Origin of the sequence: Curtobacterium sp. CFBP9011 (assembly GCF_034045095.1) — a bacterium.
In the GTDB taxonomy this organism is placed as follows: Bacteria; Actinomycetota; Actinomycetes; order Actinomycetales; family Microbacteriaceae; genus Curtobacterium.
This window is the reverse complement of sequence record NZ_JAXCWN010000004.1, coordinates 248301-260751: the sequence shown is the minus strand read 5'-3', so window position 1 is coordinate 260751 and position 12451 is coordinate 248301. Positions and strand designations below refer to the sequence as shown.

Sequence of the window (12451 nt, the reverse complement as noted above, 5' to 3'; positions counted from 1 at the left end):
CGGAAGCGGGGCCGGACCCGAAGGTCCGACCCCGCTCGCGCAAGTGACTGGAGTTACTTGATGATCTTCTCGACCGTGCCAGCGCCGACCGTGCGGCCACCCTCACGGATGGCGAAGCGGAGGCCCTCTTCCATGGCGATCGGCTGGATCAGCTCGACCGTCATGGCGACGGTGTCACCGGGCATGACCATCTCGGTGCCCTCGGGCAGCGTGATGACGCCGGTGACGTCCGTGGTGCGGAAGTAGAACTGCGGACGGTAGTTCGCGTAGAACGGGTTGTGACGACCGCCCTCTTCCTTGTTCAGGATGTACGCGTTCGCGCTGAACTCGGTGTGCGGCGTGACCGAACCCGGCTTCACGACGACCTGGCCGCGCTCGACGTCTTCGCGCTTGAGGCCACGGATGAGCAGACCGGTGTTGTCACCGGCGACTGCCTTGTCCAGCAGCTTGCGGAACATCTCGATGCCCGTGACCGTGGTCTTCTGGGTCGCCTTGATGCCGACGATCTCGACCTCGGAGTTGAGGTCCAGCTCGCCACGCTCGACGCGACCGGTGACGACGGTGCCACGACCGGTGATCGTGAAGACGTCCTCGATCGGCATGAGGAACGGCTGGTCGGTGGCGCGCACCGGGTCCGGGACGTTCTCGTCGACGGCGGCCATCAGGTCCTGGACGGACTTGACCCACTTCTCGTCGCCCTCGAGCGCCTTGAGCGCCGAGACCTGCACGACGGGGGCGTCCTCGTCGAACTCCTGCGAGCCGAGGAGCTCGCGGACCTCGAGCTCGACGAGCTCCAGGATCTCCTCGTCGTCCACCATGTCGGACTTGTTCAGCGCGACGACGATGTACGGGACGCCGACCTGGCGGGCGAGCAGCACGTGCTCACGCGTCTGGGGCATCGGGCCGTCGGTGGCGGCGACCACGAGGATCGCGCCGTCCATCTGGGCCGCACCGGTGATCATGTTCTTCACGTAGTCAGCGTGACCAGGAGCGTCGACGTGCGCGTAGTGGCGCTTCTCGGTCTGGTACTCGACGTGCGAGATGTTGATCGTGATGCCGCGCTGGCGCTCTTCGGGAGCGTTGTCGATCTGCGCGAAGTCGCGGGCCTCGTTGAGGTCCGGGTACTGGTCGTGCAGAACCTTGGTGATCGCCGCCGTGAGCGTGGTCTTGCCGTGGTCGACGTGACCGATGGTTCCGATGTTGACGTGCGGCTTGGTCCGCTCGAACTTGGCCTTGGCCACTGTGGGTCCTCCTCAGGACTCGGATGCGTCGCCCCCGGCAGGACCTGGTCGGTCCTGCGCTGTTGGCGCGCGGTTGTGTGTATCTACTTTAACTGGTGGCGAGGGGCCCGTCGCCGGGCACCCTCGCCTGGGGATGACGCGGGAGCGTCAGGCCCCGGTGCTCTTCTGGATGATCTCGTCTGCCACGTTGCGCGGGACCTCGTTGTAGGTCTCGAACACCATGGAGAAGACAGCACGACCAGAGGTCTTGGAGCGCAGGTCGCCAACGTAGCCGAACATCTCGGACAGCGGGACGCTTGCACGGACCACCTTGACGCCGGACGCATCCGTCATCTCGGAGATCTGCCCACGACGCGAGTTCAGGTCACCGATGACGTCGCCCATGTACTCCTCGGGCGTACGGACCTCGACGGCCATGATCGGCTCGAGCAGCACGGGACCGGCCTTACGGGCCGCTTCCTTGTACGCGATCGAACCGGCGATCTTGAACGCCATCTCGGACGAGTCGACGTCGTGCGCCGCGCCGTCCTTGAGGGTCGCCTTGACACCGACGGTCGGGAAGCCGGCGAGGACGCCGACCTGCATCGCGTCCTGGATGCCTGCATCGACCGACGGGATGTACTCGCGAGGAACGCGACCACCGGTCACGCCGTTCACGAACTCGTACACCTTCTCGGCGGTGACGGGCATCGGCTCGAGCGCGATCTGCACCTTCGCGAACTGACCGGATCCACCGGTCTGCTTCTTGTGGGTGTAGTCGTAGCGCTCGACGACCTTGGTGAGGGTCTCGCGGTAGGCCACCTGCGGCTTGCCGACGTTCGCCTCGACCTTGAACTCACGCTTCATGCGGTCGACGAGGATGTCGAGGTGGAGCTCGCCCATGCCCTTGATCGTCGTCTGACCGGTCTCAGCGTTCTGCTCGACGCGGAACGTCGGGTCCTCTTCAGCGAGCTTCTGGATGGCGACCGAGAGCTTCTCCTGGTCGGCCTTCGTGTTCGGCTCGATGGCGACCTCGATGACCGGCTCCGGGAACGTCATCGACTCGAGGACGACCTGGTTGGACGGGTCGCACAGGGTGTCACCCGTGGTCGTGTCCTTGAGGCCGATGACCGCGTAGATGTGGCCCGCGGTGACCGAGTCGACCGGGTTCTCCTTGTTGGAGTGCATCTGGAAGATCTTGCCGATGCGCTCCTTCTTGCCCTTGGTCGAGTTGATGACCTGGGCACCGGAGTCGATGTGACCGGAGTACACGCGGACGTAGGTGAGGCGACCGAAGAACGGGTGCACCGCGACCTTGAACGCGAGAGCCGAGAAGGGCTCGGAGGACTCCGGCTTGCGGATGATCTCGACCTCTTCGTCCTTGACGTCGTGACCGATCATCGGCGGGACGTCGAGGGGCGAGGGGAGGTAGTCGATGACCGCGTCGAGCATCGGCTGCACGCCACGGTTCTTGAACGCCGAGCCGCAGAGGATCGGGTAGAGCGTGCTGCTCACCGTGAGGGCGCGGATGGCGGCCTTGATCTCGGCGACCGAGAAGTCGGTGTCGCCGTCGAGGTAGCGCTCCATGAGCGCGTCGTCCGCCTCGGCCACGCGCTCGATGAGCTTCTCGCGGTACTCGGCGGCACGGTCGGCCAGGTCGGCCGGGATCTCCTCGATGGTGTACTTCGCACCCATCTCGACGTCACCCTTGGCGTCACCGCGCCACGTGAGTGCACGCATCTCGACCAGGTCGACGATGCCCTCGAAGGAGCTCTCGGCACCGATCGGCAACTGGAGCACGAGGGGCTCCGCACCGAGGCGGTTCACGATGGTGTCGACGGTGTAGTAGAAGTCGGCGCCCAGCTTGTCCATCTTGTTGACGAAGCAGATGCGCGGGACGTTGTACTTGTCCGCCTGACGCCACACGGTCTCGGACTGGGGCTCGACGCCCTCCTTGCCGTCGAAGACGGCGACGGCACCGTCGAGGACGCGGAGCGAACGCTCCACCTCGACCGTGAAGTCCACGTGACCCGGGGTGTCGATGATGTTGATCTGGTTGTTGTCCCAGAAGCAGGTCGTCGCGGCCGACGTGATCGTGATGCCGCGTTCCTGCTCCTGCGCCATCCAGTCCATCGTGGCAGCGCCGTCGTGGACCTCACCGATCTTGTGCGTGATGCCCGTGTAGAACAGGATGCGCTCGGTCGTCGTGGTCTTGCCGGCATCGATGTGCGCCATGATGCCGATGTTGCGGACCTTGTTCAGGTCGGTGAGCACGTCCTGTGCCACAGGTTCCTCCGGGAGAGTTGTAGGAGAGGGTGGCGGCCGTCCGGGTGCCGCGGCTCTTGGCCGAGGCACCCGGACGGTGCCGGATGACTACCAGCGGTAGTGCGCGAAGGCCTTGTTCGACTCGGCCATCTTGTGGGTGTCCTCACGGCGCTTGACCGCGGCACCGAGACCGTTCGACGCGTCGAGGATCTCGTTCATGAGACGCTCGGTCATCGTCTTCTCGCGACGGCCCTTGGCGTACGAGGTGAGCCAACGGAGCGCGAGGGTGTTCGCGCGGTGCGGCTTGACCTCGACCGGGACCTGGTAGGTCGAGCCACCGACGCGGCGGCTACGGACCTCGAGGGTCGGACGGACGTTGTCGAGCGCCTTCTTCAGCGTGACGACGGCGTCCTGGCCGTTCTTCGACGAGACACCTTCGAGCGCGTCGTAGACGATGCGCTCGGCGAGGCCCTTCTTGCCGTCGAGGAGGATCTTGTTGACGAGCTGGCTGACGACGGGGGCGCCGTAGACCGGATCGGCGACGACGGGGCGCTTCGGGGCGGGACCCTTACGAGGCATCTAACTCAACCCTTCTTCGCACCGTAGCGGCTACGAGCCTGCTTACGGTTCTTGACGGCCTGGGTGTCCAGGGCACCGCGGATGATCTTGTAGCGCACACCCGGGAGGTCCTTCACACGACCGCCGCGGACGAGCACCATCGAGTGCTCCTGGAGGTTGTGGCCCTCACCGGGGATGTAAGCCGTGACCTCGGTGCCGTTCGAGAGCTTCACACGAGCGACCTTGCGCAGGGCGGAGTTCGGCTTCTTCGGGGTGGTCGTGTAGACGCGGGTGCACACGCCACGCTGCTGGGGGTTCGCCTTCAGTGCCGGCGCCTTGGTCTTGACGACCTTCGGCGTACGACCCTTGCGAACGAGCTGCTGGATGGTAGGCAACTGTTCTCCTGGTTCTTCGCTCGTGCTCTCTGGCCGACGCGGTCCGTCGGCTTCCTCATCCCACGCGGACCAACGCCTGACGGCGGAGGGAGATGGGGGATGGAGTGATCGGGAGGCCGGAGGCCTGCAAGATCTGGGCGCGCCCGAAGGCGCACACCCAGAAGAGCCTAGCCGTCGTGACAGACGAGGTCAATCCGCGGTAACCCGCCGACCGGCCCGTCCGCTGTCGGCCTGACGGCGGCGACGAGCTCCTGACGGGCGTCAGGACCCCGACTCGGACTGCGCGTTGCCGACGGCCGACACGAACGTCGCCCCGTCGGCGCCGAACCCCGTGATCCAGCCGGACGCGCGCACGGTGATCGGCCCGGCGGTCGCGGTGCCGCGGCCCTCGGGACCCGTGAACTGTGCGCGGAACGTCGCGGAACCCGCCGAACGGGTCGAGACCGCCCAGCCCTTCGACGCCCATCCCCCGACGGCGACGGATGGGCGGGACTCGAGTGTCCACTTCTGGTCGGTGTAGGTGTTGTCCGGGTCCTCGCCGTAGGCGTAGAAGCTGCAGCCGTCGGGAGCCGCGGTCGCTGCGGCCACGCAGGCGTCCACCCATGCGTCCACCGCGGCCGACGCCGCCGTCGACCCGGCTTCCGTCAGGGTCGTCGCCACCACCACCGGGGTCCCGGTCGCGCCGAACCCCGGGACGGGCGCCGTCGAGTCCGTCGCGGTGAACCACTTGCCGCCGTCGAGGTGCACCCCGTACGACCCCGGGAACGCCCGGAGCGAAGCGGTGCCGGACGAGTCGGTCCGGACGTCGGCGCCCGCGACCTGCACGGTGCTCCGAGGCGGCCCCTGCACCGCTACCTGTACCGACCCGAGCACCGGCGCCCGCAGCGACCACACCGGGAAGACGCCCCAGTCGGTGCCCGTGCGTTCGAGTTCGAACGTCGCCGGGATGATCCGCCCGGCCTGGGTCAGGACGGTCCGGACGGTCGCGTGGTCCGACTGCTGGTCCACCGAGGTGATCCGGTGCGCCGTGATCTTGTCGCCGGCACGGGCGTAGACCGCGTCGGTCAGCAGCACGTCGCTCTTCTCGCGGTCGATGCCGGCCGTTCGGAGTGCGGCGGAGAGGTGGCCGTGCTCGACGTCGTCGAGGAAGGACTGCACCGGGCGCTCCGCCGAGTGCGCGTCCGATCCGACGGACCAGCCGATGCCCCCGGCGACCACGAGCAGGACCAGTGCCGCAGCCCCGGCCACGATGCCGACGACCGCACCGCGGCGCAGTCCACGCCGCCGCCCGGTCGTGCCCGGCGTCGGCTGGACAGCCGTCATGGCGGGTGGCAGGGCGCGGTCACCGTGCAGTGATTCGTCGTCCGGCACCGACTCCCAGCCCGGCGTGCGGTCAGCTCGGTCGGTCATCGGTCCCCCATGGTGCGTTGGTCAGCGCTTCCCCGGAATCGTACCGGCCGAGGCGGGGGTGGTGCGGACCTCCCGTCAGTCCTGTGGACGGACCGGCGGCTGCTGGGGCTCCTGTGGATGACTCGCCTGCCAGCGCACGGCGGAGATGCCGCCGACGACGGTCAGGAGGGCGACGACGACCGCACCGACCACGAAGGGACTGAGGGCGTAGCCCGCGGGGAACACCAGGAGCTCGGCGACGTCGGACCGGACCAGGGCGTAGCCCACCGCGCCCACGCCGAGCATGACCAGGTACGTCGTCGCGGCGGCGACCAGACCGGTGATGCCGGGGTTGCCCTCACGGGCGCCCGTCGCGGTCGCGAGGAACACCACGATCGCGGCGCCGACCACCATGCCCGGCCCGAGGTACGGGGTGGCGTCGGGTTGGCGGATCGCCTCGGCGTCGGCGAGCAGCGCTTCGAAGCCCGCCACGGCGATGACGAGCGCGATGAACAGGACGGACGTCATCGTCGCCACCAACCACCGGGACATGGGCTGATCGTAGCCCTCACCCGCCGACGGTCGGGGTGGCGGCTACGGGGCGTCGGCGCGTTCCGGCTCGGGTGCGTGGTGCTGAGCGGCGCGCTGCGGCGTCGCGTACTGCTGGGTGGCCTGCTGCTGGGTGGCCTGCTGCTGGATGGCGTGCTGCTCTGTGTCCTGCTGCTGGATGGCGTGCTGCTCTGTGGCCGCGCGGACGAGCGCGAGCGCGATCGTCGCGGTGATGACGGGGACGCTCTCGGTCATCGGGGCGGGGGCGTCGATGCCGGTTCCGGTACTGCCGCCGGACACGGCCGGGAGGCCCGGGGCCGGCTCCGGGGTCGCGGTGACGTCCGCCTCGTGGTCACGCAGTGCCGGGCCGATCATCGGCAGGACCGCCGTGGTCGTCGGGAGCTCGGCGTGGAGGTCGGTGGACCGGGCAGTGGGCACCCCACTCGTGCTGCTGCGTCGCCGGCGGAGACGCATCCGGACGAGGACCACGGCTGCGACGACCGCCCAGATGCCGTTCACGATCGTCGACGGGACCGCGTGGTGAGCGGCCACGTTGACGGCGACGGCGATCCCTCCGACGAGGTTGAACAGCTGGTACACCGGGCCGTTCGGGATCTTGCCGAGCGAGAAGAGCAGATAACCGGCGAGGACGGTTCCTGCTCCGAACCAACCGAGGAACTCGATGACACCGACGAACACGCGCGACTCCGGGCACGACGAGGAGCACCCGTTTCGCGGGCGTCCGAGAGGGAGATGGGCGGCCGCGAGCGCGGGCCCGAGCAGCATCGTAAACGGGGCCGGCGGCGTGGCGGAAGTGCGAGCGGCGTGGCGGGGTGGGGTGTCGAGAGGTCAGCCGGCCGGAGCAGGCGTCGGGGTTGCTGAGACTCCCGCCTGGACCGCGTCCGCCAAGACGTAGACCGAGCCACTGAACGACCAGCTCGGAGCTGCCGCTCCCGCCCCGTCGGATTCGGAGGGGGCCGACATCGACGACGAGATGGACGTGATGAGGAAGAGCCGGTCGCTGGTCTGCACTCCCTTGACGAAGGCGAGCGCCTGCGCGAAGTCGCCGTTCACCGACACCGAGACCGGTACCACGGAGAAGTTCTGCGCCGTGATGCTGCTGCTGGTCGTCGGTGCCAGCGCTGCCGGCACCTGTGCACCGACGGCAGCCGGTGCCGCGGTGACAGACGGTGAGGGCGTCGCCGACGCGGAGTCCGTCCCGGCGGTCGAGTTCGCGTCGGCCGCCACCGGCGGCATGTACGCCTGCGCGTCACCGACGGTGAGGGACGACACCGTCACCCCGGCTTGGTCAGCGGTGGTGTTCAGCGCGCTGATGAATGCCGACGAGCTCGCGGTGCTCGGGACGGAACGACGGAGCGCAGCCAGTTCGTCCTTCTGCTGCGGGAGCGTCTTCGCCTGATCGCGGAGGCGGTCGAGCTCGGCCCGTGTGACGGCATTCGTCGCGTCGATGCTGGATGCGTCCGAGCGGGCCGCAGCGGCGCGGTCGAGCTGCGGCCGGACTCCGAGGAAGAAACCGCCGACGATCACGACGACGGCTGTCAGCGCGGCGAGGAGCAGCATCAAACGGTTCCGGCTCACGACTTGTCCTTCGCTGTGTACTTGCCGTCGAAGACGGTCTTGTCGAGATGGATCGTCATGTCGACCGTGTAGATGCCGGTCGACGTGTCGAGCGTCACCGAGTTCGCGTTCGCGTCCACGTACCCCGGGAGGCTCTTGACCGCGTCGAGCCAGGACGGCACGGACGGGAGGGTCGGGCTGGCGGCATCGACAGTCAAGGTGGCGACGCGCTGCCCTTGCAGGGGACCTGTCGACTGTGTGTAGGCCTCGAGCGGAGTGGCGGAGTCGATCTGCACGCCGGTGATCGCCACGCCGGTCGGCAGCGAGTTCTGGACGCCCCGGAGCGTGGCCTGCCAGTCGATCTCGGTGGACCCACCGACCGACTGGGCAGCCCGGAGCAGGCCCGACTGGGTCTCGACGCTGCGCACGTCCCGGTACTGCTGCTGCTGCAGAAGCAGCGAATCCGTCTCGCGCCGCACGTCAGCGAGGTGGGCGTCCTGCTGGATCGCATCCGCAGCGGTCAGGAGCACCACGCCTCCGGCTGCCGCGGTGAGGAGGACCACGCCGAGCCAGACCCGTCGGACGACCGCGCGCTGTCGCCGGTCGACGAGCACCTCGGTGGGGAGCAGGTCGACACGTGGAACCCCACCGACCAGGAGCGCCTGGGCAGCGCCGCGACCCTGCCGCTTCGTGCGCTGCGCGACCTCGGCCGCGATACGGACTTCGTTCGATGCAGCCCCGCGACGGCGTCTCGCCTTCGGCGCATCCAGTGTCTTGCTCATACGGCGGTGCTCCCGACGGCCAGGCCCCAGGCGACGGCTGCTGACGTCCCCCGTGAAGTGATGTCCTCACGGCGGAGAGCGCGTGAGGTCGCGGCCTCGACGAAGGCATCGCCGACCGAGACCGGGATCCGGGTCTGCGACTGCAGGGCGTCGGCGAACCCGGACAGCTGCCCACCGCCGCCGGCCAGGACGATGCTCGACACGGACACGTCCGCGCGGGTACTCGCGAAGTAGCTGACGGTGTTCCGGAGGCTCGTGAGCAGCTCCCCACTGCGCTCGCGGATCGATGCAGCCGCACGCAGGTCGTCGGGCGTCTGGACGTTGGAGCCCATGCCGATCCACCGTTTGACGGCTTCGGCTTGCTCGGCCGGGATCTCCAGGGAGGCCGACAACGCCGAGGTGACGTCCTCGCCGCCCGTCGGGATGATCCGGACGAACTGCGGGACGCCGTCGGAAGCGATGATCACCGTTGTGGTGTTCCCGCCGATCTCGACCAGGGCGTGCGTCCCGCGGAACCGAGCCGCCGGCAGGTACACCCGGGTGAGTGCGAACGGGATGAGGTCGACCCCGACCGGCTTGAGCCCGGCGAGCTGCACGGCGCGGACGTTGGCCAGGACGGCGTCCTTGATCGCTGCGACGAGCAGACCGTGCACGACGGGGCCGTCCGGGCCGGTGCTCTCGGAGACCGGGTAGAAGTCGAGGATCGCATCCCCAACGGGGACGGGGAGCATGTCCTGCACCTGGAACGGCAGCGACTCACGGATCTGCGCGAGTGACGCCTTCGGCACCGTGAGGTCCCGCGACAGCACGCGCTGGTTCCCCACGCCGAGCACCACGTTCTTCGATCGGAAGCGTCCGACCTGCCACAGTTCGCGCAGTGCCGCTGCGATGGTGTTCGGTTCCAACACCTCACCGCGCTTCGTGGCACCCACCGGGAGCGGCACCTCGGCAACCCGCTGGATCACGGGCTCGGGCCGTCCCGGACGGAGGACCTCGACCCCGCGGATGGAGGTCCCACCGATGTCGACTCCGACGACGCTCTTCGCCATGTGCATGGTCCTTCCTCAGGCCAGTCCGATGATCCGCAGGTACCCGTCGAGCAGTGGCTGGCCGATGAACACACCGAGCCATGCCCCCGCGAGCATCCAGGGGCCGAACGGGATGCCGGATCCACGTCGAGCCCGACCGGCCAACACGAGGCCGATGGCGAAGCTACCGCCGAGGACGAAGGCACCGAAAGCTCCCACTGCGAGGGGTCCCCATCCGAGGTACGCGAGCACCATGCCGAGTACGCCGGCCAGCTTCACGTCCCCGAGCCCCATGCCGCCCGGCACCACCAGTGCCAGCGCCAGGTACATCCCCCCGAGCGCGGCCAGGCCGATGCCGGCACGACCGAGCGCGACCCAGTCGCCGCTGGCAGCGCTGCTCAACACGAGCAAGGCGGCGAGCACCGGGTACGCCGGGAGCACGATGGCATTCGGTAGCCGGTGGACATCGGCGTCGATGAGCGCCAGGGCGATGGAGATGGCCATGAAGTACAGCAGTGCGATGAGGACGATGAACGGGACGGCAGTCGAGGGGCTCGTCGGCGCGCTGTCGACGGCGGGTGCTGCGAGTCCTGCGACGAGCGCGAAGAGGGCGGCGGTGGCCATCTCCACGAGCGGGTACCGGGCCGAGATCGGCGCGGAGCAATCGCGGCAACGGCCACGAAGCACCAACCACGAGAGCACCGGGACGTTGTCCCGTGCCCGGATCTCGTGACCGCAGGAGGGGCAGGCGCTCGCGGGGGCCACCACCGAGAGGCCGTTCGGGACGCGGTACACGACCACGTTGAGGAACGAGCCCACGGCGAGTCCGAGGACCGCTGCGAGCGTGACGATGACGAGACTCACCGCGGGTTGCCGTTCGCGTCGTAGGCGGGTTTGACCTCGACCTGTGACGTCACCTTGTAGGTGGTGATCACCGGTTGTGGGAAGAACGGTGGCGTGTAGCTCGCGAGACTCGTGTCGTAGCCGTAGGCCTTGAGGTACCCGTTGCTGCCCTTGCCGACCGCGCCGCGGTAGCGCTGCGCGATGGACCCGTTCAGAGTGAGCGAACCCCGGTCGCCGCCGTAGGCGTAGTTCTGCACGGTGAAGGTGCCCTGGTTGGACAGGATCGCACCGGAGACGGTGCGGTTGTCGGGCAGGAACGGCGTGGGGGTCGTGCCGAGGTACGAAGTGCTGCGGTCGAACATCGGGTTCCAGACGATGACCGCCTCCTGGCCGACGAGTCCGAGCACGGTCGACGCCGCGCGACCCGTCGTGTACTTCAGGTCACCCGTGACGTAGACGTAGTTCTCCGCTACCAAGGTCACCGACGCGTCGACCTTGCCCGAGACGAAGAGGTCGCCATTGCTGCATCCGTAGGCGGTGCTGAAGGCAACCGAACCGCCCTGTGCGTTCCGCGGATTCGCCTCCGTGTAGGTGCCGGAGTAGCCGGACGCCTGACCGGTGAAGGGGAACCCGAGGCCGTTGTCGGTCACCGACGAGCTGCGCATGCACGCGGACGGGGCGTTCCGTGTCGTGTACTTCGACCAGTAGTAGTTCGGGTTGGTCGTGCTCCCGCTGCCGGCCGACGCGGGTTCGTCCTGCACGTACAGGAGGTTGTTCGCGAGCAGGTTCGTGCTCACGGTCGCTCCGGCGCCCTGCAAGTCGCTGACCGCCCCACATTTCAACGGGTTGGAGCCGTACGGGCTGGTCTGCTGCAGGTTCGTCGCGAGGGTGAGTGGCGAACGGATCTTCATGGTGCCGTCGCCGTTGAACGTGATCTGCGTCGGGCCGGTGTACAGGCAGCCCGTTCCCGGGGTGGTGCCCGTGACAGTGGGGTCGTCCGAGGACATGCGGTCGCGGCCGGCGCTGATCGTCGACGGAGGCGTGTAGGACCCGACGACCTCCGGCTGGTACCCGGCGTACAGCTGGTACGACGGGGTCCGTTTCGGGGAGCAGCCGGAGTCGGTCGTCCCGACGGCCGACTGGACCGTGCTCTTGAACGTCCCACCGCAGATGAGCATCACGTCGTTCGAGCGGATCGGCCCGTTGAGCGTGTCGCCGTCCTGGAACTGGATCCGCGAGCAGACCGGCTTGCCACCGATCGACGGGGCGGTGAACGTGGCGTTCTGGTACACGTTCCGGCAGTCCTCGCCCGTGATGTCCGGGTCCCCCGACTCGTAGTCCGTCCAGTACAGGTAGTTCGAGAAGCCGTCCGGCTTGACGTTCGCGACGAGGGTGCGGGTCGTCTTCCCCGCTCGACCCGTGACCTGCACGCGGACGATCCCCTGCTGGCCGTAGATGCTGTTGTCGACGGCGTAGCGGTACGCGGTCGATCCGCCAGCGCCGCTGGAGTCCGGCACGGTGACCCAGCTCGTGAAGGCCGGGTTCCCGCCGGTCTTGTTCGGGAACACGTCGCCGGAGCTGAACCCCTGCGCCGCATCGCCGTACTTCGTGGCGTAGGTGTTGTCACCGTTCACGCGCGACTGGTACTCGGCCAGACCGGCGTAGGCCGCCGCCATGGCGTTGGCGTAGTCCCGGTCCGAGGTCGTCTTCACGGCGCCCGAGGTCGAGATGCCGACCATGGTCGCCGCGAGGATCATCACGATCATCCCGAGCCCGATGACCGCGGCGAGGGCGACCCCGCGGTCATCGTCGTGGCGGCGGAGGAGAACGAGGAGACGGCGCAT

At 68.4% G+C, this 12451-nt stretch carries 12 protein-coding genes; all 12 read right to left on the bottom strand.

The features are described from left to right. Window positions 1-53 precede the first annotated feature (53 nt). Window positions 54-1241: an elongation factor Tu gene (gene tuf, locus SOM35_RS10880; RefSeq protein ID WP_111073941.1), complete on the bottom strand. Its 1188-nt coding sequence runs from the start codon at window positions 1239-1241 to the stop codon at window positions 54-56. Between the two features lie 147 nt (window positions 1242-1388). Beyond that, window positions 1389-3506, bottom strand: a complete 2118-nt coding sequence (gene fusA / locus SOM35_RS10875) for an elongation factor G (RefSeq protein ID WP_111073942.1) — start codon at window positions 3504-3506, stop codon at window positions 1389-1391. 87 nt (window positions 3507-3593) lie between these two features. Next, a complete protein-coding gene (gene rpsG / locus SOM35_RS10870) occupies window positions 3594-4064 on the bottom strand; it encodes a 30S ribosomal protein S7 (RefSeq protein WP_110903576.1) in 471 nt (156 codons plus the stop codon). Between the two features lie 5 nt (window positions 4065-4069). Beyond that, complete coding sequence (rpsL, locus tag SOM35_RS10865; RefSeq protein WP_058728453.1) at window positions 4070-4438, bottom strand: 30S ribosomal protein S12; 369 nt, start codon at window positions 4436-4438, stop codon at window positions 4070-4072. Between the two features lie 261 nt (window positions 4439-4699). Beyond that, entirely contained in the window at window positions 4700-5848 is a 1149-nt protein-coding gene (locus SOM35_RS10860) for a hypothetical protein (protein WP_320515406.1), read from the bottom strand. Between the two features lie 75 nt (window positions 5849-5923). Continuing rightward, window positions 5924-6379: a DUF6121 family protein gene (locus tag SOM35_RS10855; protein ID WP_221849448.1), complete on the bottom strand. Its 456-nt coding sequence runs from the start codon at window positions 6377-6379 to the stop codon at window positions 5924-5926. A 42-nt stretch (window positions 6380-6421) separates the two neighbouring features. Further along, a complete protein-coding gene (locus SOM35_RS10850; protein WP_320515405.1) occupies window positions 6422-7075 on the bottom strand; it encodes a CBU_0592 family membrane protein in 654 nt (217 codons plus the stop codon). A 150-nt stretch (window positions 7076-7225) separates the two neighbouring features. Next, complete coding sequence (locus SOM35_RS10845) at window positions 7226-7975, bottom strand: hypothetical protein (RefSeq protein WP_320515404.1); 750 nt, start codon at window positions 7973-7975, stop codon at window positions 7226-7228. After that, on the bottom strand, window positions 7972-8736 hold the full coding sequence (locus SOM35_RS10840; protein WP_320515403.1) for a hypothetical protein: 765 nt from the start codon (window positions 8734-8736) through the stop codon (window positions 7972-7974). The genes SOM35_RS10845 and SOM35_RS10840 overlap by 4 nt, the downstream gene beginning before the upstream one ends. Continuing rightward, the gene (gene pilM, locus SOM35_RS10835; protein ID WP_320515402.1) at window positions 8733-9785 is read right to left on the bottom strand and encodes a type IV pilus assembly protein PilM; all 1053 of its coding nucleotides are present in this window, start codon (window positions 9783-9785) and stop codon (window positions 8733-8735) included. The genes SOM35_RS10840 and pilM overlap by 4 nt, the downstream gene beginning before the upstream one ends. A gap of 15 nt (window positions 9786-9800) precedes the next feature. Then, window positions 9801-10628 carry a prepilin peptidase gene (locus tag SOM35_RS10830; RefSeq protein WP_320515401.1) on the bottom strand — a complete coding sequence of 276 codons (828 nt, stop codon included), beginning with the start codon at window positions 10626-10628 and terminating at the stop codon, window positions 9801-9803. After that, window positions 10625-12451, bottom strand: coding sequence for a hypothetical protein (locus tag SOM35_RS10825; protein WP_320515400.1), 1827 nt, complete (start codon window positions 12449-12451; stop codon window positions 10625-10627). The genes SOM35_RS10830 and SOM35_RS10825 overlap by 4 nt, the downstream gene beginning before the upstream one ends.

What these genes read in the sequence shown, in the direction of transcription:
- rpsG (WP_110903576.1), bottom strand. Translation starts at nt 4,064, where the DNA reads ATGCCTCGTAAGGGTCCCGCCCCGAAGCGCCCCGTCGTCGCCGATCCG.
- SOM35_RS10825 (WP_320515400.1), bottom strand. Translation starts at nt 12,451, where the DNA reads ATGCGCCGTCTCCTCGTTCTCCTCCGCCGCCACGACGATGACCGCGGG.
- SOM35_RS10840 (WP_320515403.1), bottom strand. Translation starts at nt 8,736, where the DNA reads ATGAGCAAGACACTGGATGCGCCGAAGGCGAGACGCCGTCGCGGGGCT.
- pilM (WP_320515402.1), bottom strand. Translation starts at nt 9,785, where the DNA reads ATGGCGAAGAGCGTCGTCGGAGTCGACATCGGTGGGACCTCCATCCGC.
- SOM35_RS10855 (WP_221849448.1), bottom strand. Translation starts at nt 6,379, where the DNA reads ATGTCCCGGTGGTTGGTGGCGACGATGACGTCCGTCCTGTTCATCGCG.
- SOM35_RS10860 (WP_320515406.1), bottom strand. Translation starts at nt 5,848, where the DNA reads ATGACCGACCGAGCTGACCGCACGCCGGGCTGGGAGTCGGTGCCGGAC.